The sequence below is a fragment of the Speluncibacter jeojiensis genome, assembly GCF_029589495.1.
Lineage (GTDB): Bacteria > Actinomycetota > Actinomycetes > Mycobacteriales > Mycobacteriaceae > Speluncibacter > Speluncibacter jeojiensis.
Genome location: NZ_JAAIVF010000005.1, coordinates 242,457 through 266,345, shown reverse-complemented (window position 1 = coordinate 266,345; position 23,889 = coordinate 242,457). Strand labels below are relative to the sequence as shown.

The 23,889-nt window shown below is 69.3% G+C and carries 21 protein-coding genes and 1 pseudogene; 6 read left to right on the top strand and 16 right to left on the bottom strand.

The genetic code is table 11. The features are described 5' to 3' along the window. Nucleotides 1-60: 60 nt before the first annotated feature. Both G4X40_RS16400 and G4X40_RS16395 read right to left on the bottom strand, forming a co-directional pair. Entirely contained in the window at nt 61-1,215 is a 1,155-nt protein-coding gene (locus G4X40_RS16400) for a hypothetical protein (protein ID WP_277833973.1), read from the bottom strand. 11 nt (nt 1,216-1,226) lie between these two features. Beyond that, on the bottom strand, nt 1,227-2,153 hold the full coding sequence (locus G4X40_RS16395) for a metal-dependent hydrolase (RefSeq protein ID WP_277833971.1): 927 nt from the start codon (nt 2,151-2,153) through the stop codon (nt 1,227-1,229). 220 nt (nt 2,154-2,373) lie between these two features. Between G4X40_RS16395 and G4X40_RS16390 the strand changes: the two genes are divergently transcribed. Continuing rightward, nucleotides 2,374-2,997, top strand: a complete 624-nt coding sequence (locus tag G4X40_RS16390) for a TetR/AcrR family transcriptional regulator (protein ID WP_277833970.1) — start codon at nt 2,374-2,376, stop codon at nt 2,995-2,997. A 1-nt stretch (nt 2,998) separates the two neighbouring features. Here G4X40_RS16390 and mftG read toward each other — a convergent pair whose 3' ends face one another. Together mftG and G4X40_RS16380 are read right to left on the bottom strand one after the other, a co-directional pair. Beyond that, complete coding sequence (mftG, locus tag G4X40_RS16385) at nt 2,999-4,471, bottom strand: mycofactocin dehydrogenase MftG (protein WP_277833969.1); 1,473 nt, start codon at nt 4,469-4,471, stop codon at nt 2,999-3,001. Nucleotides 4,472-4,474: 3 nt separating this feature from the next. Next, nucleotides 4,475-5,290, bottom strand: coding sequence for a helix-turn-helix transcriptional regulator (locus G4X40_RS16380; protein ID WP_277833968.1), 816 nt, complete (start codon nt 5,288-5,290; stop codon nt 4,475-4,477). 223 nt (nt 5,291-5,513) lie between these two features. Here G4X40_RS16380 and G4X40_RS16375 point away from each other — a divergent pair, with 223 nt between their 5' ends. Together G4X40_RS16375 and G4X40_RS16370 are read left to right on the top strand one after the other, a co-directional pair. After that, nucleotides 5,514-6,389 (top strand): mycofactocin-coupled SDR family oxidoreductase, encoded by an 876-nt coding sequence (locus G4X40_RS16375; protein WP_408642226.1) that lies wholly within the window; start codon nt 5,514-5,516, stop codon nt 6,387-6,389. Between the two features lie 55 nt (nt 6,390-6,444). Further along, nucleotides 6,445-6,957 (top strand): MarR family winged helix-turn-helix transcriptional regulator, encoded by a 513-nt coding sequence (locus tag G4X40_RS16370; protein WP_277833966.1) that lies wholly within the window; start codon nt 6,445-6,447, stop codon nt 6,955-6,957. Nucleotides 6,958-7,019: 62 nt separating this feature from the next. Here the strand turns inward: G4X40_RS16370 and G4X40_RS16365 are convergent, their stop codons facing one another. From G4X40_RS16365 to G4X40_RS16350, 4 genes and pseudogenes are all read right to left on the bottom strand, one after another. Next, nucleotides 7,020-7,853, bottom strand: a complete 834-nt coding sequence (locus G4X40_RS16365) for an MSCRAMM family protein (protein ID WP_277834178.1) — start codon at nt 7,851-7,853, stop codon at nt 7,020-7,022. A 6-nt stretch (nt 7,854-7,859) separates the two neighbouring features. Continuing rightward, nucleotides 7,860-9,602: pseudogene (locus G4X40_RS16360) on the bottom strand (MFS transporter); the annotation flags it as partial. Nucleotides 9,603-9,826: 224 nt separating this feature from the next. Continuing rightward, a complete protein-coding gene (locus tag G4X40_RS16355) occupies nt 9,827-10,642 on the bottom strand; it encodes a YceI family protein (RefSeq protein ID WP_277833964.1) in 816 nt (271 codons plus the stop codon). Between the two features lie 2 nt (nt 10,643-10,644). Further along, on the bottom strand, nt 10,645-11,496 hold the full coding sequence (locus tag G4X40_RS16350; RefSeq protein ID WP_277833962.1) for an MSCRAMM family protein: 852 nt from the start codon (nt 11,494-11,496) through the stop codon (nt 10,645-10,647). A 337-nt stretch (nt 11,497-11,833) separates the two neighbouring features. Here G4X40_RS16350 and G4X40_RS16345 point away from each other — a divergent pair, with 337 nt between their 5' ends. Then, nucleotides 11,834-12,856 (top strand): alpha/beta fold hydrolase, encoded by a 1,023-nt coding sequence (locus tag G4X40_RS16345; protein ID WP_277833960.1) that lies wholly within the window; start codon nt 11,834-11,836, stop codon nt 12,854-12,856. 91 nt (nt 12,857-12,947) lie between these two features. Here the strand turns inward: G4X40_RS16345 and G4X40_RS16340 are convergent, their stop codons facing one another. Beyond that, complete coding sequence (locus G4X40_RS16340; RefSeq protein WP_277833958.1) at nt 12,948-13,232, bottom strand: hypothetical protein; 285 nt, start codon at nt 13,230-13,232, stop codon at nt 12,948-12,950. A 251-nt stretch (nt 13,233-13,483) separates the two neighbouring features. Between G4X40_RS16340 and G4X40_RS16335 the strand changes: the two genes are divergently transcribed. Further along, nucleotides 13,484-14,467, top strand: a complete 984-nt coding sequence (locus tag G4X40_RS16335) for an NAD(P)H-dependent flavin oxidoreductase (protein WP_277833956.1) — start codon at nt 13,484-13,486, stop codon at nt 14,465-14,467. Next, nucleotides 14,464-16,038: an AMP-binding protein gene (locus tag G4X40_RS16330; protein WP_277833954.1), complete on the top strand. Its 1,575-nt coding sequence runs from the start codon at nt 14,464-14,466 to the stop codon at nt 16,036-16,038. Before G4X40_RS16335 ends, G4X40_RS16330 begins: the two co-directional genes overlap by 4 nt. Nucleotides 16,039-16,086: 48 nt before the next feature. Here the strand turns inward: G4X40_RS16330 and G4X40_RS16325 are convergent, their stop codons facing one another. The 7 genes from G4X40_RS16325 to G4X40_RS16300 all read right to left on the bottom strand — a co-directional run bounded on the left by G4X40_RS16325 (nt 16,087) and on the right by G4X40_RS16300 (nt 23,797). Then, nucleotides 16,087-16,863 carry an enoyl-CoA hydratase gene (locus tag G4X40_RS16325; RefSeq protein ID WP_277833952.1) on the bottom strand — a complete coding sequence of 259 codons (777 nt, stop codon included), beginning with the start codon at nt 16,861-16,863 and terminating at the stop codon, nt 16,087-16,089. Next, on the bottom strand, nt 16,860-17,753 hold the full coding sequence (gene mmsB, locus G4X40_RS16320; protein WP_277833950.1) for a 3-hydroxyisobutyrate dehydrogenase: 894 nt from the start codon (nt 17,751-17,753) through the stop codon (nt 16,860-16,862). Before mmsB ends, G4X40_RS16325 begins: the two co-directional genes overlap by 4 nt. A 40-nt stretch (nt 17,754-17,793) precedes the next feature. Then, entirely contained in the window at nt 17,794-18,864 is a 1,071-nt protein-coding gene (locus G4X40_RS16315; protein WP_277833949.1) for an enoyl-CoA hydratase/isomerase family protein, read from the bottom strand. After that, a complete protein-coding gene (locus G4X40_RS16310) occupies nt 18,861-20,015 on the bottom strand; it encodes an acyl-CoA dehydrogenase family protein (RefSeq protein ID WP_277833948.1) in 1,155 nt (384 codons plus the stop codon). The genes G4X40_RS16315 and G4X40_RS16310 overlap by 4 nt, the downstream gene beginning before the upstream one ends. Nucleotides 20,016-20,022: 7 nt before the next feature. Next, nucleotides 20,023-21,525, bottom strand: coding sequence for a CoA-acylating methylmalonate-semialdehyde dehydrogenase (locus G4X40_RS16305; RefSeq protein WP_277833947.1), 1,503 nt, complete (start codon nt 21,523-21,525; stop codon nt 20,023-20,025). Between the two features lie 162 nt (nt 21,526-21,687). Continuing rightward, on the bottom strand, nt 21,688-22,101 hold the full coding sequence (locus tag G4X40_RS22995) for an AMIN-like domain-containing (lipo)protein (protein WP_456299996.1): 414 nt from the start codon (nt 22,099-22,101) through the stop codon (nt 21,688-21,690). A gap of 244 nt (nt 22,102-22,345) precedes the next feature. After that, a complete protein-coding gene (locus G4X40_RS16300) occupies nt 22,346-23,797 on the bottom strand; it encodes an MFS transporter (protein WP_277833945.1) in 1,452 nt (483 codons plus the stop codon). Nucleotides 23,798-23,889 lie beyond the last annotated feature (92 nt).

Here is a 23,889-nt window from a genome sequence, read left to right as displayed (position 1 = left end):
GCCCGACGCGACGGGCCCGCCCGTGGAAAGCGGTTGCAGCCCAGGTCGGTTCGGGCCGGTTCAGACCGGCTCAGTGGCCGCCTGCCTGTCCGCGGGTGACTCCGCCGCACTGTCCGTCTCCGTGCGCGGCACCGTGAACGCGCCCGCCACCACGAGCCCGCCGACCACGAAGCACGCCAACGTGTACCAGACGCTCCCGATCGGCGTCCCCGACGCGGTCCGGCCGTGTACGGCGTCGGGGTAGTCCGGTAGCGCACTCGCCCACAGCACCCCGAACACAACCAGGTACGCCAGCGCGTACCAGCGCACGAGCGCGTTCGACCGGACCGCTCGTCCCTCGGTCCGCTGCGCCGACCACCCACGGGCGAGCACCGGGATCGCGACGACCGCGATCGCCACCAGTTCGGCCGCGTAGAGCACGCCGCGCACGGTGTCGCTCCAGGCACCGAAGACCGTCGCCGGCAAGGGCAGCACGAACGTGCCCACCGCCGCGGCCAATCCGACGACGACGGTGCGCCACACCAGTTGCCACGCGCCGAACCGCCGGCCGGCGTCGACCTGACGGCCGACGAACCACCGCACGCACAGCGTCAGCGACATCGGCCACAACGCGGCGAACACGACCACGCTGGGCAGCGGGACGGCATTGAACATCGGCTGGTTGACCTTGTTGCCGGTGTCCCACTCCCACCACCGCAGTTGCGGGCCGATCTGGTCGAAGATCTCGTAGAAGGCGTGATGGACGAAGCCCACGCACATCGCGCCGACGAACGTCCCGTGCCGCCGGAACACCCCGAGCATGCGGACGAGCTCATACGCGATCGTCGCCATGAACGGGTAGATCGCGATGATGTACAGCGGCAGTCTCCCCCACAGGAAGTCCACGCTGAACACGTTGTGCGCAAACATCGTTCCGAGGTACTCCTCGGTGCGGAACGTCGCCGGGAAGTAGATCGCCGGTTCGATGATGAACAGGAAGAACAGCGCACCGACCCAGAGCACCAGGTTGGTCGGGTCGCCGTGGCGGCGCAGCCGCACGATCGCGTAGATCAGCGTCAGCACAGCGCCGAGGATGATCGTCGCCTCGAGCACTGGCAGAGTCCAGTTCTCCAGGCCGAACGGGTTGCGGAACTCGACGAGTCCGCCGGCGGTCCTGCAGGAGAAGCCCATCGAATGGGCCAACTGGTCGAAGGTCGGTGAGCAGTGGTCGGCCATCGTTGCGCCCCTTACGATGCGACCGCGTCGGCGGTGTACCAGTGGGTGACGTCGTAGCCGGCCTCGTAGCGCTCGAACCACACGTCGGCGAGCACGGGCAACTTCTCGTGCGCCGGGTTGTGCTTGGGCAGCTGGCTGCGGATGATGCCCACCAGCGAGACCATCTGCTCACCGAGCGGCAGCACGTCGAACGCGCGCTCCATCGAGCCGAGCTCCTCGAACTGGAGGAACGGCAACAACTTGCGCAGCTTCTGCCCGCGCCGATGGTTGGCGAACATCGCGAGGGCGTCGACCTTGCGGTCCTCGAGCGGGACGTGCTCGTTGAATCCCGCGCAGGCGATCCGGACGACGTCGAGCACGTGCTTGAAGATCGACGGCGCCATGCGCATCCGGTACAGATCGCTGCCGACGAGCCCGTCGAAGATGATCAGCCCGGAACTGCGGTGCTCGACCTCCTCGACGAAGTGCCAGATGAACAGCGAGGCGACCCGGTCGTCGCCGGGACGGAACAGCGCCGCCTCGTTGTCGAGCATCAGCTTGAACACCGGGGTGAAGGTGGCCTCGAGGTCCGCGGTGTAGGCGAGCCGGTAGTCCAGCGACTTCTCCGCGGTGAGGTTGTCGAACGCGCCGATCACGTTGTCCAGGGTCTGCTGCAGCCCCGGGTAGCGCTTGATCAGCGCTGTCACGTGCTGGCGGTGCGCGGTCGAGTGCTGCCCCTCCTGGCGCATGAACGCCTCGGCCTCCTCGGCCAGTTCGGGATCGGTGAACCGCGGCTTGGCCTCGATGATCGAGTTCACGATCATCTTCTCGAAGCCGATGGCCAGGAACGAGACCGCGTTGGCCATGCTCGAGAACGCCGGGTTCTCCTCGTTCCAGCAGAAGGGCACGTCGTAATCCGCGAACGCGAATCGCATCTTCCGGACTTGCAGATCGGTCACCGTGGGCTACCTCTTCCTCAGACTCGGACCGACCGCGCCGGCAGGTGACCATACGCGCATCGGGACATCTGTATGATTAGAGAACGTGATGCCGGTCTCGTCAAGGCCTCCGTGTGAGCGTCCGTACCGTAAATCCGCTGTGATAGCGTCGGGCCGCTGATCAAGGCAGTCGGCGGGCACTTCGGCATGACCGACACGGTTCGAGTCGAGGAAGCGGACGGTGGCACGAAGACGCGGTTGGGGCGGTCACCCGCCGGTCGACGACGCCGAGGCCACCCGCCGGATCGTCGCCGCCGCAGTCGAACTCATCGGCCGCACCGGTGCGGAGATCAGCATCGCCGACGTGGCCGAGTCCCTCGGTGTCATCCGGCAGACGGTGTACCGCTACTTCCCCAGCGCCCACGCGCTCATGCAGGCCGCGGCCATCGCCTCCGTCGACGGCTTCCTCGACCGGCTGACCCGGCGCGTGTCCGGCTTGACCGACCCGGCCGAGGCGATGACCGAGGCCGTCATCTTCACGTTGACCGAGGTGCGCCGCACCCCGCATCTGGGCATCCTGCTGTCGAGCTCGTACTCGAACGTCCGGCCCGAGGGGCTCACCTCGCAGGAGGCGCAGGCCTTCGGGATGACGATGATCCGGCGCTTCGACGTCGACTGGGAGAGCCACGGATACGACGACGCGTCGCTCGGCGAACTGGTCGAGTACGTGCTGCGCACCATGCAGTCGTTCTTCCTCGCCCCCGGCGATCCACCCCGTGGCGACGACGACCTGCGCCGCTACCTGCGCCGCTGGATGGGCTCGGCGATCCGGGCCCAGGGCGACACCGCCGCAACGGGTTCGTAGCTCACAGCAGTTCGGCCGCACGCTCGGCGAGCATCACCGCGGTCGCGTGCGGTCCGCGGCTGGGCACCCGCGGAATCACCGACGTGTCGACGACCGCGAGCCCCTCGAGCCCGTGCACGCGGCACCGCTCGTCGACCACGGCGCCGGCATCGGGGTCCGGCCCCATCCGGCAACTGCCCGACAGGTGTTGCGAGGTCCCCAGGTGCGCCGAGATCCAGTCGTCGGTGCGGTCGACGTCGAGCGGCTGCGCCAGTGCGCGCAACTGCGGGGCGGCGAGAAGATCCAGCGCCAGGTCGAGCCCGTGTCGCGCGGACCGCCGGTCCGTCTCGAGTTCGAGGTAGCGGTAGCGCACCCGCGGAAGCCCCTGCGGGTCGGCGGGATCGAGCGTGATCTCGCCCCGGCTCGCCGGGTTCATCAGCGCGACACCGAGTTGCGGCGGCATCGCGGGGCTGCCCGCCACGAGATCGGTGAACGAGGCGGTGTAAGGCCGCAGTTCGTACTCGTCGCCGACGTTCAGGCACACCTGCAACACCGGGGTGCCGGGGCGGTGCATGGCTCCGTCGCGGTAGCGATACGGGACCGCGATCTCCGGATGATCACTGAACCCTCTTCCGACGCCGGACAATTCGTGCAACGGCGCAATCCCCACGCCGCGGAGTTCGTCTGCCGGTCCGATTCCCGAGCGCATCAGCAGCAGCGGGCTGCCGACCCCGCCCGAGCACAGCACGACCGTCCCCGCCGGGATCGTCTCGACGGTGCCGGCCCGCTCGACCTGCACCCCCACCGCCCGGTCACCGTCGAGCAGCACGCGGAGCACGCGGGTGTGGCCCCGGATCTCGAGGTTGTGCCGCGACCGGACCGGCAGCAGGTACGCGAGCGCGGTGTTGACGCGCACGCCGTCGCGGGCGTTCAACGGGACCGGCCCGATGCCCGCCGCCGCCGAATCGTTCTTGTCGGGTTCCGCCGGGAAGCCCGCGTCCAGTGCTGCGTCGTGGAACGCGGCACTGATCGGGTGCCGGCGATCCGGCGGGTCGCGGTGCACCGGGATCGGCCCGGAGTCGCCGTGCCGGGGCCCGCGATGGTCCAGATCTGTCTCGGAGCGGCAAAAGTACGGCAGGGCGGCGTCGTAGGTCCACAGGTCGCTGTCCCAGGCCGCGAGGTCTGCTCGGGTGGCCCGCACGAAGTAGCCGCCGTTGACCGCACCCGAGCCGCCGAGTCCGAACCCGCGCATGACCGGCACGCGGCGCGCATCGGTCAGGTGGCCGTCGTACCGCCAGGTCGCCGGCTCGCCCTCCCCCACCGGCAGCACGCCGAGATCGAGCAGGCGCGGCGGGATGCCTTCCGCCGCAACGTATCCGTCGCCGGCGTCGAGCAGCAGGACCCGGCGGTCGGGGTCTGTGCTCAGCCGTGCGGCCAGCACCGCACCGCAGCTGCCTCCCCCGACGATGACGACGTCGGCCGACGAGCCGGCCACGCGCTACAGCAGACCCGCCGCGCGGGCGGCGACCACGGCCTCGATCCGGTTGCCGACCGCGAGTTTGCGCATGAGCGTGCGCAGGTAGCTCTTGACGGTTTCGGCGCCGACGCTCATCTGCTCGCCGATCTCCGCGTTGGTGCGCCCGACCGCCACGTGGGTGAGCACCTCCACCTCTCGAGGGCTGAGCACCGGGTCCGTGCCGGGTGCGGGGCCAGGGACGGGGGTGCAGGACAACCGGTCGGCGATAGTCACCAGCTCGGCGCCGAGCCGGCGGTCGGCGACCTTCGTCGCCAGCGCCAGCAGGTCCGCGCGGGCGCCGTCGACGCGGGTCCACCGTCCGGTGGTGTCGTCGGCGAGGGCGGCACGTTCGGCCAGCGCCTCACGCACGGCGAGGTCCTGCTCGAGCAACCGGGCGCGACCGACCGCCGCCTCGACGGCGCGATCACCGATCCGCGCCGCACCCCGGGCCGCCACGTAGAGCACGGCCCGGACCGACCGGCCCACCACGACCGGCACACCGACGACCGCGCCGAGGCCCTCACCGCGCACGACCGCGTGGTCGTAGTCGTGGGTGATGGCCGCGGCGGTCGCGTAGTCGTGCACGATCACCGGCCGACGCAACGCCACCGCCTTGCCGCCGAGGCCGGCCCCGCTGCTCACCCGCAGCCCCTGCATCGACGTGCCCCGGGCGCCGACGAACTCGGTCAGGTGCAGTCGCGCGCCGCGCCCCATGGTGCCGCCGAAGGCGACCGGCAGACCGGTGTCGCGCCGGATCCGCAACACGGCCGCACGCACCGCGTCCTGGTCACCTCGCACAGTCGATCCTTCCCACCATGCAGTGGCGCAGGACACGCGCACACTGCGACGCACATCATATCCGCGGGACTCCGCCTGCGCCGCCGTTCACCACCCGCGCTGCATCCGACCGCCCACCGGAATGCCCCCTCCTCCGCGCCGCGAATCGCCATAGCATCGAGAACGGACCGAACGACACGGTTCGGCCAGGAACACCTGAACAACGACACGGTGGGAGCCGAAAGTGACCGACAGTCAGAACGCACAGCCCGGCATCGACAGCGGAAATGATTTCCGGGACCGCGTCGTCTTCATCACCGGCGGCGCCCGCGGGCAGGGCCGCACCCATGCGGTGGCCTTTGCGCAGCGCGGCGCGGACGTGGTGATCTGCGACCGCTGCGAGGACAGCCCCGCGGTCAAGTACCCGCTGGCCACCGAGGAGGACCTTGCCGAAACGGTCCGCCTGGTCGAGGCCACCGGGCGCAAGTGCCTGTCCGCGAAGCTGAACACCGCCGACCGCCCCGCCGTCGACGAGCTGGTGGCGCGCGCGCACGCCGAGTTCGGCAAGATCGACATCGCGATCGCCAACGCCGGCGTCTCGGTGATCGGCTCGATCGACACGATGTCGATCGAGACGTGGAACGAGGTCATCGCCTCGAACCTGACCGGCGTGTTCAACACCCTCGGCGCGGTCGCCCCCGGCATGATCGAGCGCGGCTACGGCCGGTGCATCACGATCTCGTCGATGATGGGCCGCCAGGGCGGCACCCAGCAGGCCGGTTACAGCCCGTCCAAGTGGGGCGTGATCGGCCTGACCAAGTCGGCCGCGCAGGACCTCGCCCCGCACGGGATCACCGTGAACGCGATCGCACCGGGCAACATCTCGACGCCGATGGTGCACAACGACGCGCTCTACTCGGTGATGCGCCCCGACCTGGAGAAGCCGACCTGGGACGACGTCGCGCCGGTCATGCAGTCGCTGCACGTGCAGCCGGTGCCGGTGCTCGAGCCGGAGGAGATCACCCGGGTGGCGCTGTTCCTCGCCGCCGAGGCGAGCGCACACATGACCGGCATCGTGGTGCCGGTCGACGCCGGCGTCGCCTCCCGGGTCACCGCCTGACCCACGGGCGCCATCCGGTGATGGCGGGTCCGGTCCCTCAGTAGAGTCGACAGTCATGACGCCGCCATCACCGCTCCCGGTCGATCCGATCGCCGAGGCGAAAAGGCAATGGGCCGCGCACGGTTGGGGCGATGTCGCGGACGGCATGGCCGCGGTCACCTCGATCATGCGCGCGCAACAGATCATGCTCGGCCGGGTGGAGGAACTGCTCAAGCCGCACGGACTGACCTTCGCGCGCTACGAGATGCTGATGCTGCTCACGTTCACCCGCACCGGGGCGCTGCCGATGGCAAAAGCCAGCGCCCGGCTGCAGGTGCACCCGACGAGCGTCACGAACGCCGTCGACCGGCTCGAACGCGCGCACCTGGTCCGGCGGGTCCCCCACCCCAGCGACGGCCGCGCCACCCTCGTCGAGATCACCGACGCCGGACGTGAACTCGCGCTGCGCGCGACCGACGACCTCAACGCGCAGGTCTTCGCGAAGCCCGGACTTCCCGCCGGCCGGCTCACCGAGCTGGTCGACGTGATCACCGAACTGCGCCGGGAGGCGGGCGACTTCACCGGCTGACGGTCCCGCACACGACGAAGCCCCACAACGTACTTACGTTGCGAGGCTTCGTCGTTCAGGAATCAGCTGTGATGCACTCGGCTGAGTTCGCCGACCTCGCGTTCGGGTCCGCCGGCCGACTCGAGCACCACGTCGGCGGTGTTCTCCTGGCCCGCCAGGATGCCGACCTGGACCGCGCTCGGCTGGTACGCGGTGGTCACCACCGTGTACTGACCGTCGGACAGTCCGTCGATCCGGTAACGCCCCTGCTGGTCGGTCACCGCCCGCGCGACCACAGCACCGGACGAGTCCAGTGCCGTGAGCGTCGCGCCCGCGAAGAATCGACCGTCCCGGGTGGTCACCACACCGGCGAGCCCGCCGACCGTCGACAGCACCATCTCGACCACGGCCGGCGTGCCCAACTCCACCTGCACGACCTGGGTTTCGGGCTGGTGCCCGGCGGCCGCGGCCGTGACGACGAGCTGGCCCTGCGGCAGACCGCCGATCCGGAACGAGCCGGCCTGGTCGGTCTCGGCCTGCGCGACCACGACGCCGGACGGATCGGTGACGACCACCCGCGCCTGCGCCGAACCGGTGCGCGACCGGACCGTGCCGGTGAGCACTCCGCCACCGGCGAGCGAGAAGTCCCGCCGCACCGGGCTGGAGCCGTCGACCATCACGCCGACCGCCTGCGGGTCGTATCCGGCCGCCGACACGATCAGCGTGTACTGCCCGGCGGGCAGTCCCCGCACCGCGTAGCTGCCGTCGGGTTCGACGAGGATGCGTTCGACCTGACTGCCGTCGGCACCCGCGACGGTCACCACGGCCTGCGGCGCCGCGACACCCTCCTCCGCCGTGACCTCGCCGGTCACCGACACCCGCGACGAGCCGTGCCGGCCGCCTGCCTCGGGAGTCATGTCCGGCTCCACGAGTTCACTCGGCCCCCAGCCGGCCTCGCCGGCGACACCGGCGAGCTCGGAGCCCAGCGACTCGTGCGGCGCGGCCGCGACGGCCGCCGTCTTCTTCGAGCCCGTCAGCAGCGAGGCACCGGCGCCGATCAGACAGGCCACGGCGGCGAAGATGAACGCCACCTTGAGACCGTCCTGGAACGGCCCGGAGATCAGGTGCGGGAAGAACTCGAGACCGGTCAGGTGTGCCTGCTGCGAATCGCTGAGCATCTGCAGGTGCGGGCCGAGGAGTTCCTTGATCGGGTTGTAGCCGAGGAACGCGGCGAACAGGATCGCCACCGCCGGCAGGTGCGAGATCTGCGAGGCCATCTCCGACGGCACGCCGTTGCCGGTCAGCCCGCCGAACATCGCCGACGGCAGGTGGCTGCTCAGGCCGGCGATCATCAGGCTGAAGAACAGGCCGATCGAGAGCACCATGGCGGAGTTCTGGAAGGTGGTCATCATGCCCGCGCCCGAACCGCGCGCGTTGGCCGGCAGGCTGTTCATCACCTCGGCCCGGTTCGGTGAGGCGAACAACCCCATGCCGACACCGTTGAGCAGCAGGATCACCGCGAACGCCCAGTAGTTGAAGTTCACCGGCAGCGCGATGAGCAGTCCGAACGTGCCGGCGGTGATGAGCAGGCCGGTGCTGGTGAACCACTTCGCCCCGAGCTTGTCGGAGATGATGCCTGACACCGGCGCGGTCGCGAGGAAGCCGATCGTCATCGGGACCATGTAGATGCCCGCCCACAGCGGCGTGCGGGTGTAGTCGTACCCGTGCTGCGGCAACCAGATGCCCTGCAGCCAGATGATCAGGATGAACTGCAGGCCGCCGCGTCCGAGCGAGGCCATCAGGTTCGCGACGTTGCCCCAGGTGAAAGCCTTGATCTTGAACAGGTCCAGGTTGAACAGCGGGTTGGGAACCTTGGTCTCGATCACGACGAACGCGGCCAGCACGATGACGCCGCCGATCAGGCAGGACAGCACCATCGGGCTACCCCAGCCCATCGCCGAGGAGCCATACGGCTGGATGCCGTACGTGATGCCCACCAGCACGGCGACCAGGCCGACCGCGAAGGTGATGTTGCCCCACCAGTCCATCTTCGCGTGCTGCCGCACGCCGGTGTCGTGCAGCTTCAGGTACGCCCAGATGGTGCCGAGCACGCCGAACGGCACCGACACCAGGAAGATCAGGTTCCAGTTGATCGGCGCGAGCACGCCACCGATGAGCAGACCGATGAACGAACCGGCAATCGCCGCGACACCGTTGATGCCCAGCGCAAGTCCGCGCTGATTCGCGGGGAACGCGTCGGTGAGGATCGCCGACGAGTTGGCCATCAGGAACGCGCCGCCGACGCCCTGGATGATGCGCCACACGATCAGCCAGATCGCCGCGCCAGGGCCGTCGAACCACGTTATGGCCAGGAATATCGAGGAGATCGTGAAGACCGCGAAGCCCATGTTGTACATGCGGGCGCGGCCGTACATGTCGCCGAGCCGGCCGAAGCTCACGACGAGCACCGCGGTGACGACGAGGAAGCCCATCATCATCCACAGCAGGTAACTGGTGTTACCGGAGTCCAGCGGGTTGAGCTTGATGCCCTTGAAGATGTCGGGCAGTGCGATCAGGACGATCGACGAGTTGATGGTGGCGACGAGCATGCCGAGCGTGGTGTTCGACAGCGCAATCCACTTGTAGTTCGGACCGAGATCCTCGATCGAACGGTGCTTGCGGCCCTTACTCTCGCCGGTCCCACCCTCTTGTCTGGCGGCCGGAGCCGTGGTTGTTTCGGCCACTACCGTCTCCTTCCCCGGGGGATCGGGTTCACTAACGCGAACAAGTATTTAGAAGATTTAAGTATCGTACGGTATTCATTGCATGACACAAGCATCGAAGTCGGCGTGACTTCCGTCTCACCGGGATGCGCCGGTGTCACCGCAGGTCAGGACTCCTGCCGCACGGCCTGGATGTCGATCTCGATGCGAACGGCATTGCCGATCTGCGCCACGCCGGACAGCAGCCGGGTGTCCATCGAGATCTCGAAATCCTTGCGCCGCAGCTCCGTGACGCCCCGGAAGGCCAGTCGGTCGTTGCCCCAGGGGTCCTCGACCTGCCCCAGGTAGTCCACCTGCAGCGGGACCGACTTGCTGACACCGTGCAGGGTCAGCTCGCCGTCCAGCGACCATCGACCGTCGCCCAGCGCGGTCAGCCCGGCGCCGCGGTACTCCATCAGCGGGAAGTTCTCGATGTCGAGGAAGTCGGCGGACTTGAGGTGTTCGTCGCGGGTCGCGTTGCCGGTGTCCAGGCTGCGCACCTGCATCTGCGTCGACACCCCGGACCGCTCGACCTGGTCGGCGACCACGACCTGACCGGTGAATTCGGTCAGCCGTCCGCGCACCACCGCGATGCCCAGGTGCCGCGCGGTCAGGCCGATGGTCGAGTGTGCCGGATCGATCGCCCAGGTGCCGGGCGGCGGGACCTCCGAGCCGGCCGCGCGGGTCATCGTGACTACGCCCAGCGCCAACGTCCCCGTCGGCGGCACGATCGCCAGCTTGGCGACGGGGTCGAAGCCGGGGGCCGTCACGATCGCCGTGTAGGTGTCTGCGGGCAACTGCTCGCTGCACACGGCGCCGTCCGCATCGGCCGGCACCCTGGCCACCTGCTCGCCCGCGAGCGTGGTGACGGTCAGCACCGCATCCGGCACCGTCCATCCGTCCGCGGTGCGCAGCTGCGCGTCGATTCCCTTCGTCTGGGCCATGGTCACTGCCCCTCCTCCACTCCGAGCCGGACATCGTGGTTCACATACGAGCCGCCGACCACCCGCAGAACGGTGGTCACCGGACGGTCGCCCGAGGCGATGACGGTGTGCGGCCCCGCGGTCAGTCCGGCGAAACGGTGCTCGCCCGCCTCGTCCGCATCGGCGACCCCGACCACGTCACCGGCGCCGTCGAGCACGGTGATCCGGGCACCGGGCACCGCCGTCCCCGAGTCCACCCCGGTCGAACCCGCCCCGGCCGATCCCGACCCCGTCGACACTGCCGAGTGCACCCGCACCCGCAATTCGGTGGCCGACGACAGCACGACCTCGCAGGTCGCCGCGCCGATGTCCGGCACCGCCACCGTGGCCGCGGCCGGCCGGAACGAGCCGCCCGCCGCCACCAACGTGTACACCCCGCCCGGCAAATCGGCGACCGCGTAGCCGCCGCTCTCGTCCGTGGCGACCGCTCGCACCACCTCGCCGCGCGCGTCGGTGAGCGTGACCGTCGCCCCTGCCACCCCGCGACCACCGTCCGTGCGGACCGTGCCGGTCAGGCTGGCGGTGCCGCTGAGCTCGACGTCGACCTCGACCGGGTGGTCCCCGACGGTGACGGAGAGTGCCTGCGGCTGCTGCAGACCGGCCGAGGCGATGAGCACATAGGTCCCCGGCTCGGGCGCCTCGACCGCGAACCCGCCGTCGGACCGGGTGTGCGCACGCCCGACCTGCCTACCGGTCGGATCGATCAGCGTGAGCACCGCGCGCTCGACACCGCCACCGTCTGCGCGGTGGACCCTTCCCCTGATCGTCCGCCCGGCTGCCCCGACCGGGACCTCGCCTGTTGATGGATCAGACATGACGGAGCGCACCTGCCTTTCTGGTTCGTCGCACACGACACCGCACGCGAGTGAATTAATTGCGGTCTACAAGTATCTATCCCCGGACTACAGCATTACCCCGCAGCCCTCGGCTGCGCAAACCGCCCTCCGTACGCATCACTGCGTTCTGTTGACACGGCCGTAACCCGGATGGTCGACAATGGAGGCAGCCCGCGTCGGCGTCGCGGCAGCCCGCCGGAGGTGCTCGTCGCTGCGACGGCGTTCTCGACGGAGATGGCCGACAACCGGCCCCGGCGGAGGCTGCCCGACGGCAGCCTGGGCGACCGCTGTGGCCGACGACCAGCGAGATGATGCGATGAACACCCGATCCCCAGCACCCCTGCGAGCCCTCTCCGCGCCCGTCGTCCGGACCGAGCATCGGACGGTGCACGGATATCGGCGTGTGTTCCGCACCGCCGGCGATGGCGACCAGGTGCTGCTGCTCGTCCACGGGATCGGCGACAACTCCGACACCTGGAGCGAATTGCTGCCCCGACTGGCCGAGCGATACACCGTCGTGGCGCCGGATCTCCTCGGTCACGGGCGCTCCGACAAGCCGCGCGCCGACTACTCGATCGCGGCCTATGCGAACGGTATGCGCGATCTCATGGACGTGCTGGGCATCGACCGGGCCACGCTCGTCGGGCACTCGCTCGGCGGTGGGGTCGCGATGCAGTTCGCCTACCAGTACCCCGATCGTGTGGAACGGATCGTGCTCGTCAGCACCGGCGGGGTCACCCGCGACGTCAACCCGATACTCCGGTTGATCTCCATTCCGCCTGTCGGGCACGCGTTGACGGCGCTGCAGCTGCCCAGGGCAGACATCGCCCTCGCCGGCCTCGGGCGTGCGCTCGGCGGTCTGCGCGGCTACCCGCTGTTCCACGACACCGACGATCTGGTGCGCGTGTTGTCGTCGTTTTCCGGCCCGACCGCACGTGCGGCCTTCCTGCGCACCCTTCGGGCGGTGGTCGACTGGCGCGGTCAGGTCGTGACCATGCTCGATCGCTGCTATCTGACGGCAGACATCCCGACGCAGATCGTCTGGGGCGACCACGATCTCGTCATCCCGGTTCGGCATGCCTACCTCGCGCATGCGGCGATGCCGGGATCACACCTCGAGATCTTCTGCGGCGCAGGACATTTCCCCCACCATGACGACCCTGAGCGCTTCCTGGCGGTGGCCGAGCAGTTCCTACGCACGCCGGCCGCAGAATACGATCCGGCGCGGCGGCGCCAGTTGCTCGACGAGGGCGTCCACACCGCGGACCTCACCGGTCCGGTCGCCACCCGCGCTGCCGTGATCGATGCGATCGCGGCCGACGAACGCAGCGCCACCTGACCGCGCAGACCGCGGACCGCAGGCAGCTTGCGGCCGGCGGCAGGCGATCAAAACGGGGATTGATCGGATTCGTCGTCACCGTCACCGCCATTCACTGAGTCATTGCTGTTCCGGCCGAACATGATTCGCAGGTGGCGTTCACTTCGCGCGGTGGCGTTGTCGATGCGTTGTTGGTTGATTCGGCCTTCGGTGTGGATGCGGGCCGCGCGGTTCTGGGCGCGGGTCCGGTGGCGGCGGACATCAACGCCAACATGCGCTCCGCGACCACCTCCTCGAGCCGATGCAGACCCACCATCACATCAACCAGCCGCACATCGGTGAGCACAGCCGGTGACCCCACCGCGCCGACCACCGAATCCCGCAACGAATCGAACATGTGAGCGACACTACGGTCGGCCACCGACAGAATCCGGACTTCGCTCAAGACAAAGACTCCCGCCCCTCCCGACACTCGGGAGAATCCGTTGCGACCGGCCCCGAAGGGTCGTACCTTGACTGCACCGGTTCGGTCAACGGCACCGACCGCACGCCCGGCAGAAAGCTGGTCATGCCCAACGCCATGGTGCACAACGTGATCGGAGGACCGCCGATGCCCATCGGAACCGCTTGCCGTTTGGATGCCACCCGATGAGCGGCCTGCCCGAACGCATCGCGCGACGCCTGACCGTCCCGCTGATCGCCGCACCGATGCTGCGGGTGTCCGGCCTCGACCTCACCCTCGCGGCCTGCCGTGCGGGCGTGATCGGCACGTTCCCCACCGCCAACGCACGAACAACGGAACGCCTCGAGGACTGGCTCACCCGGCTCGACGCCGAGATCGCCGACAGTTCTTCGACCTTCGCGCCGTACTGCCCGAACCTGATCATCCGGCAACCGCGGTTGCAGGAACACCTGGACTGTCTGACCCGCCACCGGGTGGAGATGGTGATCACCAGCGTCGGCTCGCCCGCCGCGGTGATCACCCCGCTGCACGACAACGGCACTCTCGTGTTCGCGGACGTGGGCACGCTCGCCCATGCCGAACGCGCGGCCGCGGCCGGGGCGGACGGACTGGTGCTGCTGACGGCCGGCGCGGGCGGACAGACCGGCTGGCAGAACCCGTTCGCCTTCGTCCGTGCGGTGCGCGAGTTCTTCGACGGACCACTGGTCGTCGCCGGCGGCATCTCGGACGGGCACGCGCTGTGGGCGGCGCGGGTGGCCGGATTCGACCTCGGCTACATGGGCACCCGCTTCATCGCCGCGCAGGAGAGTCTCGCGGCGGACGGCTACCGCAGCGCCCTGTGCGCGAGCACCCTCGACGACGTGGTGCTCACCCGCGCCTTCACCGGCCTGCGCTCGAGCATCCTGGCGCCGTCGATCCGCGCGAACGGCCTCGACCCGGAACGGCTCGACGAGACGATCACTCCCGCGGACTCGACGCAACTGTACGGCGACAAGGCTTCCGGTCCGCGTCGTTGGCACGACATCTGGAGCGCCGGGCATTCGGTGTCCGGGGTCAAGCGGGTCGAGCCGGCCTCCGGCATCGTCGCGCAGACGGCGACCGAGTATGAGCAGGCGCGACAGCACACCCTGGCGATGCTCACCGATGACCCGAAAGGTCGACTCCGATGACAGCGGGCAACCCGACCACCGGCTCGACGCCGCACCCCCAGTCGGGACCCACCGTCGGCACCCTCACCGAGCGTGCGCTGCGGCGCCATCCGAACCGGGTCGCCTTCTCCTGGGACGGCGGCGAACTCACGTATCGCGGCGCGCTCGCGCTGATCGGCGAACTGCAGGCCGCACTCCATGCAGTGGGTCTGCGCCGCGGGCGCACGCTCGCCCTGCTCGGCGGCAACCGTGCCCAGCTGTGGTGTGCCGGATCCGCCGCCATCGCACTGGGTTCCGCGGTGACCTGGCTGCACCCGCTCGGCTCCCTCGACGATCAACTCTTCCAGCTGACCGACGCCGATGCCGCCGCGCTGGTCGTCGACGAGCGCACCTTCGGTGACCGTGGCGCGCAACTCGCCTCCCGCTGCGCCGACCTGGGCATCCCGGTGTACGCGCTCGACGCGTGCTCGTTCGCGCCGGACCTGTTGTCGATCGCCCGATCCGGCGGTGGCGGACACTTCACCGACCTCGCCGAGCCGACAGACGTGGTCAACATCGGCTACACCGGCGGAACCACGGGGCGACCGAAGGGTGCGATACGCCGGCACGGCGCCAATGTCGCACTGCTGCAGACGGTGCTGGCCGAGTTCGAGTTGCCCGCGACTCCGCGCCTGCTGGCGGTGGCGCCGATCAGTCACGCCGGCGGCAGCAAGATCCTGCCGACGCTGGTCCGCGGCGGCACCGTCCACCTGGTGACCGGGTTCGACCCGGATCGGGTGGTGACCGCGATCGCCCGCCATCGGCTCAACTGCACGCTGCTCGTGCCCTCGATGATCTACCAGCTGCTCGACCATCCGGCGGCCACTCGCACCGACCTGTCCTCGCTGGAGCTGATCCTCTACGGCGCCGCGCCGATCTCGCCGACCCGGCTGGCCGAGGGGCTCGACCGGTTCGGACCGGTGTTCGCGCAGATGTTCGGCCAGACCGAGTGCTATCCGATCTCGTTCCTGCGCACCGCCGATCACCGCGTGGACCGCCCGGACCTGCTCGGATCGTGTGGTGTCCCGGTCGCCGGGGCGAGCGTGTCGATCCGCGACGACGACGGCGTCCCGGTGCCCCCGGGCGAGCCCGGCGAACTGTGTGTTCGCGGGGCCACCGCAATGGAGGCCTACCGCAATCAGCCCGACCTGACCGCCCGGGTGTTCGCCGACGGCTGGCTGCACACCGGCGACATCGCCCGCGCCGACGACCGCGGCTACCTGCACATCGTCGACCGCAAGAAGGACATGATCGTCTCCGGCGGGTTCAATGTGTACTCGCGCGGCGTGGAGGACGCCCTGAGCACCCACCCGGCGGTCGCGACCGCCGCGGTCTACGGCACCCCGGATCCACGCTGGGGCGAATCCGTCACCGCGACCGTTGTTCTCAAGCCGGGGGCGACGGCATCCGCCGACGAGCTGGCCGGGCACGTACGCGGGGTCAAGGGCAGCCTGCAGGCCCCGAAGCGGGTCGTGTTCGCCGACCGGTTGCCGCTGACCGCGCTCGGCAAGGTGGACAAGCGCCGCCTGCGCGCCGACTGGGACCCGGCATAGCCCGACCGGTACCGCCCCGAGGGAACGGCCCCCGGGGCGGCGTGGCCGTCAGCGGTGCGTGAAGGTCGCGGGCCGCTTCTCAACGAAGGCGGCCATGCCCTCTTTCTGGTCGTCGGTGGCGAAGGTCGAGTGGAACAGCCGGCGTTCGAACCGGATCCCCTCGGCCAGGGTAGTCTCGAAGGCACGCCCGACCGCTTCCTTGGCCATCATCGCGATCGGCAGCGACATGCCAGCGACCGTTTGCGCGACCTCGATCGCCGTGTCCAGCAACTGATCCGCGGCCACCACCCGCGAGACCAGGCCCGCGCGTTCGGCCTCGGCGGCGTCCATGTTCCGCCCGGTCAGGCACAGGTCCATGGCCTTGGCCTTGCCTACCGCCCGGGTCAGCCGCTGCGAGCCGCCGATGCCCGGGATCACACCCAGCTTGATCTCCGGCTGGCCGAACTTCGCGGTGTCCGACGCGATGAGGATGTCGCAGATCATCGCGAGCTCGCAGCCGCCGCCGAGCGCGTACCCGGACACCGCCGCGATGGTCGGGGTGCGCAACTGCGCCAACCTGTCCCACGCGGCGAACCAGTCGTCCAGGTAGACGTCCATGTAGCTCTTCGGCGCCATCTCCTTGATGTCGGCACCGGCGGCGAACGCCTTGGCCGATCCGGTGATGACGATCGCGCCGACCGACGGGTCGCGGTCGAGTTCGGTGGTGGCCGCGACCGTCTCCTGCATCACCGTCAGGTTCAGTGCGTTGAGCGCCTCCGGCCTGTTGAGCGTCACGATCGCGACCCGGTCGCGTCGCTCGACCTTGATCGTCTGGTAGTCGGTCACTGCTGGTTCTCCTCGGATCGGTGGCGGATGTCGGTGACGATGGCGGAAAAGTCACGGTCGGCGTGCTGCTCGCCGAACTGTTCGTAAATCTGCGCGGCGAGCAGGCCGAGCCGGCCGTCGATCCCGTTCACCCGCAGCGCGTTCGCCGCCAGCCCGAGGTCCTTGCGCATCAGCGCGGTGGCGAAGCCCGGCTCGTAGTCGTTGTTCGCCGGGCTCGTCGGCACCGGACCGGGCACCGGGCAGTACGACGTCAGCGACCAGCACTGCGCGGAGGCGTTGGACGCGACGTCGAAGAACGCCTGGTGCGACAGCCCGAGCTTCTCGCCGAGCACGAACGCCTCGCTGACCGCGATCATCGAGATGCCCAGCACCATGTTGTTGCAGATCTTCGCGGCCTGACCGACCCCGGCGCCACCGCAGTGAACCACCTTGGCGCCCATGATCTCCAGCAGCGGGCGAGCCGCCTCGAAGTCCTCGTCGCCGCCTCCGACCATGAACGCCAGCGTGCCGGCGCTCGCCCCGGCCACACCGCCGGACACGGGTGCATCGAGCGCACGATGCCCGGCCGACGCGGCCAGTTCGGCCGCAGCCTTCGCGTCGGCGACGTCGATGGTCGAACTGTCGATGAACAGCGTCCCCGGCCGCGCCGCCTGCAGGACTTCGCCGTAGACGTCCAGTACCAGCTTGCCGTTGGGCAGCATGGTGATCACCACGTCAGCCGCGGCCGCGGCCTGCCCGGCCGAGTCGGCGAGTTCCAGTCCATCGATGCGGGCCTGCTCCAGTGCCGCCGGCACCAGGTCGAAGCCGATCACCCGATGGCCCGCCTGCACCAGGTTCGCGGCCATCGGGCCGCCCATGTGTCCGAGACCGATGAATGCGATCGTGCTCATCTCACTGTCCTTGTCCGTCGTCGTTGCAGCGGAAACATCATCAACTCAGCCCCAGTTCCTCGTCGCCCAACGGCGCGAAGAACTCCGCGACCTGATGCACGGTCACCTCTTCGAGCCGCGCCGGCGACCACTGCGGAGTGCGGTCCTTGTCGATGACCTGCGCGCGGATGCCCTCGGCCAGGTCTGCCGAGCGCAGGCACGCGCTCGAGACGCGGTACTCGACGTCGAGAACCTCCTCGAGCAGGTCCAGTCGCTCCGCCTCCTGGATGGAACGCAACGTCACCTTCAGCGCCGTCGGGGACTTCCCGCGGATCTGCTCGACCGCCTTCGCCGCCGCCGGATCGGTCTCGCTGGCCAGCCATTCGAGGATGTCCTCGACGGTGTTGGCGCCGAAGCAACGATCGATCCAGGCGCGCTGCGCCATCCGCTCCGAGGCGGGCGCCGGCTGCGCGAACCGGGCGATCGCCTCGTCCGCCGGCTGATCCTCCAGCACCGCAGCCAATTCGGCGAGTCGGCCGCTCGGCACGAAGTGGTCGGCGAACCCGGCGGCGACCGCATCCCCGGGACCGAGCCGCTCGGTGGTCAGCGCGGCGTGCACCCCGATCGCACCGGGCGTGCGTGCGAGCAGGTAGGTGCCGCCGACGTCGGGCACGAAGCCGATACCGACCTCGGGCATGCCGATCGACGACCGCTCGGTGACGACGCGGTGGCTGCCGTGGGCGGAGATGCCGACGCCGCCGCCGAGCACGATGCCGTCCATGAACGCCACATACGGCTTCTCGTAGTTCGCGATGCGCGCGTTCAGGATGTACTCGTCCCGCCAGAAGTCGAGCGATCCGCGACCGTCGCCCCCGGACTGGATCGCGCGGGCGTCACGGTGGATCGCGACGATGTCGCCACCGGCGCACAGCCCGCGCTCCCCCGCGCCGGTGACCAGCACCGTCTGTACCTGCGGGTCGTCGGCCCACTCGAGCAGTGCGGCGTCGATGCGCCGGACCATCTCGTGGTCGAGGGCGTTGATCAGCTTGGGCCGGTTGAGCGTAATCCTGCCCAGCCGTCCGACCTTCTCGATCAGTACCTTGCCGCCGGGGTCGCCCCCTGCCTCGCTCATGCCAAACCTGCTTTCGGTTCCGTCACGGTGCGCGCGATGATCACGCGCATGATCTCGTTGGTGCCCTCCAGGATCTGGTGCACACGCAGATCCCGCACGATCTTCTCGATGCCGTACTCCGTGAGGTAGCCGTAACCGCCGTGCAGTTGCAGCGCCTTGTCGGCCACCTCGAAACCCGCGTCGGTGACGAAGCGTTTGGCCATCGCGCACAGTCGCACCTTGTCGGGCGCGTCCGCCTCGAGCGCCGCAGCGGCCCGCCACAGCAGCGTGCGCGACGCCTCGAGCGCCGTGGCCATGTCCGCCAGATCCGCCTGCAGCACCGGCGAATCGATCAGTGCCGCACCGAAAGCCCGGCGCTGTCCCAGGTATTCGACAGTCCGGTCGAAGGCCGACTGCGCCCCGCCGAGCGAACAGGCCGCGATGTTGATCCGCCCGCCGTTGAGCCCGTTCATCGCGATCGAGAACCCGGCGCCCTCGACACCTCCGAGCAGGTTCTCGGCCGGCACCCGCACGCCGTCCATGATCACCTGCCGGGTCGGCTGAGCGTGCCAGCCCATCTTGTGTTCGTCGGCGCCGAAGGACAGGCCAGGCGCGTCCTTCGGGACGAGGAACGCCGAGATGCCCTTCGGCCCCGGACCGCCCGTGCGGGCCATGACCAGGTAGACGTCGGAGGTGCCGGCGCCGGAGATGAACTGCTTGACCCCGTCGAGCACGTAGCCGTCGCCGTCGCGAACCGCCTTGGTGCTCAATGCCGCCGCGTCCGAGCCGACACCGGGTTCGGTCAGGCAATAACTCCCGAGGTGCTCCATCGAGCACAGCCCGGGCAGCCACAGTTTGCGCTGTTCGGCCGTCCCGTATCGGTCGACCATCCACGCGACCATGTTGTGGATCGACACGTACGCGGCGATCGTCGGGCACCCGGTCGAGAGCTGCTCGAAGACCCGCACCGCGTCGAGCCGGCTCAGCCCGGACCCGCCCACGTCCTCGGCGACGTAGATCCCGCCCATCCCGAGCCCGGCGGCCCGGCGCAGCACGTCCACCGGGAAGTGTTCGGTCCGGTCCCATTCCACCGCATTCGGCGCGAGGAACTCGTCGGCGAAGTCGCGCGCGGTGTCGACGATGGCGCGCTCGTCGTCGGTCAGCACGAACATGACGCGCTCAGTCCATCGTCGGCAGCACGAAGTGGTCGGCGTCTTCCTTGAAGCCGGACGGCCACCGCTGCGTGATGGTCTTGGTCTTGGTGTAGAAGCGGATCGAGTCCGGGCCGTGCTGGTTCAGGTCGCCGAATCCGGACCGCTTCCACCCACCAAACGTGTGGTACGCCACCGGAACCGGGATCGGCACGTTGACCCCGACCATGCCGGTGTCGACCCGGCTGCTGAAATCGCGAGCGGTGTCGCCGTCGCGGGTGAAGATCGACACGCCGTTGCCGTACTCGTGCTCACTCGGCAGGCGCAGCGCCTCCTCGTAGTCCTTGGCCCGCACGATCGTCAGCACCGGCCCGAAGATCTCGTCGAGGTAGATCTTCATCTCCGACGTGACGCGGTCGAACAGCGTGCTGCCGAGGAAGAACCCGTCTTCGTGCCCGGGGACGGTGATCTCGCGGCCGTCGAGCACGAGCTCGGCGCCCTCGTCGACACCGATCTGGATGTACTTGCGCACCCGCTCGACCGCATCGGCGCTGACCAGGGGTCCGTAGTCGACGCCAGGTGCGTCCGAGGCGCCGATCTTCAGCTTGCCGATCCGCTCGATCAGCTTCTCGCGCAACCGGTCCGCGGTCTGCTCACCGACCGGGACCGCCACCGACAGCGCCATGCAGCGCTCGCCTGCTGAGCCGTACGCGGCGCCGACCAGCGCGTCCGCCGCCTGGTCGAGGTCGGCGTCCGGCATGATGATCATGTGGTTCTTCGCGCCGCCGAAGCACTGGGCGCGCTTGCCGTGCGCCGCCGCGCCGCTGTAGATGTACTCGGCGATGTCGGAGGAGCCGACGAAGCCGAGCGCACGCACCCGCGGGTCCTCCAGCAGCGCGTCGACGGTGTCCTTGCCGCCGTTGACGACGTTGAACACCCCGGCCGGCAACCCCGCCTCGATGAACAGTTCGGCCAGCCGCAGCGGCACCGAGGGATCCCGCTCGGAGGGCTTGAGGATGAAGGCGTTTCCGCAGGCCAGCGCCGGTCCGGCCTTCCACAGCGGGATCATCGCCGGGAAGTTGAACGGGGTGATCCCCGCGACCACCCCGAGCGGCTGACGCACCGAGTAAACGTCGATCCCGGTGCCGGCGCCCTCGGTGTACTCGCCCTTGAGCAGGTGCGGGATGCCCACCGAGAACTCGATGACCTCCAGGCCGCGCTGCACGTCGCCGCGCGAGTCGGCGATGGTCTTGCCGTGCTCCGCGGACAGCATCGCCGCGAGGGTCTCCATGTCGTCCTGCGCCAACGCGATGAACCGCATCAGCACCCGTGCGCGCCGCTGCGGATTCCACGACGCCCACTCCTTCTGCGCGGCAGCGGCATTCGCGATCACCTGCGCGGTCTCATCCTTGCTCGCGAGCGGCACCCGGGCCTGCACCCGGCCGGTGCTCGGGTTGTACACGTCCGCGAACTCGCCGCTGGTACCGGCCACGCGCGCGCCGCCGATGAAATGGGTCAACTCCTGAACCATCGTGGAGCCTGCTTTCCTCTGGTCATCTGCAAAGAACCGGCGCCCGTCGCGCCGTGAGCGTCCTCCGGGAGCCGATACGGAGACCCCCGTCACACGACCGAGAATATAGTAGGAAGTCCTAGTATGTCGAGATTCGGCAGCACTCCGAGTCATCGGCACAGGTCAGCAGCCGTTCGGGAAAGGCGCCGGCCACGGCGAGCCGCCGCGAATGCCGCACCCCAGCCCGCGAGGTCTACCGATGTAGCTTGTCAGCGATTCAGGGTGTCGTCGATGAAACGCAGAGGCAGCGTCATCACCGCACCGACGCTCGGCGGCGGCACCCCGCCATCCTCGATGACGCCGAGATGCCGCCGTACCGACGAAAGCCTGGGTGATCTGATCCACGCTCCCGGTGAAATGCACCGCCACGACCGGCTGGACGCCGGACATCGTCAGGTCGTCCGGTCCGGAGTACTGGCGCGCTCCGCTACTCGTCGACGGAGACGTCCCCACGGCATCAACGTGGAGCAGTCCCGCGCCACCGACGTTCACCGGCGCCCCACCACCGTGCGGGATCGCTTGTGCGTCCGGCTTCACCTGCCAGAACACGCTTCACTCACCGGTCAGTGTGAACAGAACCAGATCGAAGTCGCCGTGGCGCTCGATACCGACACCGGCGGCAGTCACGTCCGCCGGCGGTACCGAAGACCTCGGCTGCCCCGATGGCAGGGAGCGCAAGGACGGCGGCGCAGTCGGCTGCTCGACGACCGACGGAGCCGCCGGGACGGAGCCCACATCCGCCCCCGCGACCCCCCCAGTTACGGGCGGTGCCCGCGCACCGTCAGTCCCGGGACCGCGGTAGCGCGGTGGCGATCACCGCACCGACCAGTCCGGCCGCCGCGGCGATGGCGAACGCCACCGTGAACCCGTGGGCGGAGTAGACGACGCCGTGGGAGCCCACCTGCAGCACGTTCTGCGCGAGGACCGCGAAGCCGATCGTGGAGAGCAGGCTGCCCGACAGCGCCTGGGCCATGCCGGTGAAGTTCGATCCGACGGCGCGCTGATGCGGCGGCAGCGCCTGCAGCACAAGGTTCGGGACGGCGGCGTACACCATGCACCCGAAGCCGACCACCGCCCACGCCGCGATCACCAGCCAGGCCGAACCCGGCACGGTCGCCAGGATGATCGCACCGAATCCGATCAGGAACGCGCCGAGCATCAGGTGGCGCCGGAAGCCGATGCTGCGGGCGGTCGCGCCCACGAAGAATCCTGCGGCGACGATGCCGACGCCGCCGGGCAGCATCCACCAGGCCATGTCGGTCACCGACAGACCGAAGCCGTAGGAGGCGGCCTCGCTCGGGGTCTGCATGAGCATCGGCAGCAGGCTCGAGATCAGCGTCGTCGCGCCGTAGGCGATGCCACCGGCCAGCAGCGTCAGTCCCAGTTTGCGGCTCGCGAGCATCCGCACCTCGATCAGCGGCTCCGCGACGGCGCGCTCCCACAGCACCCAGCCGACGATGGCGGCCACGGCGATCACGAAGCAACCGACGGTCCGGACGCTGATCCAGTGCCAGTGCGACCCCTGCGACAGGCCCAGCATCAGCAGGAACAGGCCGAGCGTGAGCAGCACCGCGCCCGGCCAGTCCACCTTGGTACGCGCCCGCACAGGCGTCTCCGGCACGAAGGCCAGCGCGAGCAACCCGCCGAGGGCGCTCAGCCCGAAGGAGAACCAGAACACCGCGGAGACCCCGACGTGATCGATCAGCACGCCGGTGGCCAGCGGCGCGATGACGGTGATGACGCCGACACCGGTGTTGGCCAGGCTGATCGAGATCGGTTGCAGGCGTTCGGGGAAGATGTCGCGAATCAGCGTGTAGCCGAGCGCGGTGAAGGCGAACCCGACGCCGGACAGGAACCGCCCGGCGATGAGGATCGGGAACGTCGGCGCGAGAGCGGAGATGAGACCGCCGGCCGACGAGATCACCGCGGTCACCACGATCATCCGCTTCTTGCCGTGAATGTCGGCGAGCTTGCCGAGCAGCGGCGAGGACACGGCGGCCGCCAGCGTCAGGGCCGTCATCACCCAGACCACCTGGGTGGTCTGGTACTTCTCCGCGATCTTCGGCAGGGCGGGCGTGAACAGCGCGAACGCCATCGCCGCCTGCTCGGTCAGCAGCAGCAGGATCGCGAGGATCCCGATCCAGTACCGCGTGGGGCGTGCACCCGGCGCACCACCGGTGGTAGCGGCGACCCCGCCCGGGGCGCCGTCGTTCGGGGACAGCGAAACCGACATCGACTACCCAGCCTCTCGTGACGTGAAACACATTCGATGAGAATGCATTTCACGGCACGAGAGCTGGGTCACACCAATGCCGTCCCGTTCAC

Coding starts and splice junctions, on each gene's coding strand:
- G4X40_RS16400 (WP_277833973.1), bottom strand. CDS start 1,215: ATGGCCGACCACTGCTCACCGACCTTCGACCAGTTGGCCCATTCGATG.
- G4X40_RS16370 (WP_277833966.1), top strand. CDS start 6,445: ATGACGCCGCCATCACCGCTCCCGGTCGATCCGATCGCCGAGGCGAAA.
- G4X40_RS16365 (WP_277834178.1), bottom strand. CDS start 7,853: ATGACTCCCGAGGCAGGCGGCCGGCACGGCTCGTCGCGGGTGTCGGTG.
- G4X40_RS16355 (WP_277833964.1), bottom strand. CDS start 10,642: ATGGCCCAGACGAAGGGAATCGACGCGCAGCTGCGCACCGCGGACGGA.
- G4X40_RS16350 (WP_277833962.1), bottom strand. CDS start 11,496: ATGTCTGATCCATCAACAGGCGAGGTCCCGGTCGGGGCAGCCGGGCGG.
- G4X40_RS16345 (WP_277833960.1), top strand. CDS start 11,834: ATGAACACCCGATCCCCAGCACCCCTGCGAGCCCTCTCCGCGCCCGTC.
- G4X40_RS16340 (WP_277833958.1), bottom strand. CDS start 13,232: ATGTTCGATTCGTTGCGGGATTCGGTGGTCGGCGCGGTGGGGTCACCG.
- G4X40_RS16335 (WP_277833956.1), top strand. CDS start 13,484: ATGAGCGGCCTGCCCGAACGCATCGCGCGACGCCTGACCGTCCCGCTG.
- G4X40_RS16330 (WP_277833954.1), top strand. CDS start 14,464: ATGACAGCGGGCAACCCGACCACCGGCTCGACGCCGCACCCCCAGTCG.
- mmsB (WP_277833950.1), bottom strand. CDS start 17,753: ATGAGCACGATCGCATTCATCGGTCTCGGACACATGGGCGGCCCGATG.
- G4X40_RS16315 (WP_277833949.1), bottom strand. CDS start 18,864: ATGAGCGAGGCAGGGGGCGACCCCGGCGGCAAGGTACTGATCGAGAAG.
- G4X40_RS16310 (WP_277833948.1), bottom strand. CDS start 20,015: ATGTTCGTGCTGACCGACGACGAGCGCGCCATCGTCGACACCGCGCGC.
- G4X40_RS16305 (WP_277833947.1), bottom strand. CDS start 21,525: ATGGTTCAGGAGTTGACCCATTTCATCGGCGGCGCGCGCGTGGCCGGT.
- G4X40_RS16300 (WP_277833945.1), bottom strand. CDS start 23,797: ATGTCGGTTTCGCTGTCCCCGAACGACGGCGCCCCGGGCGGGGTCGCC.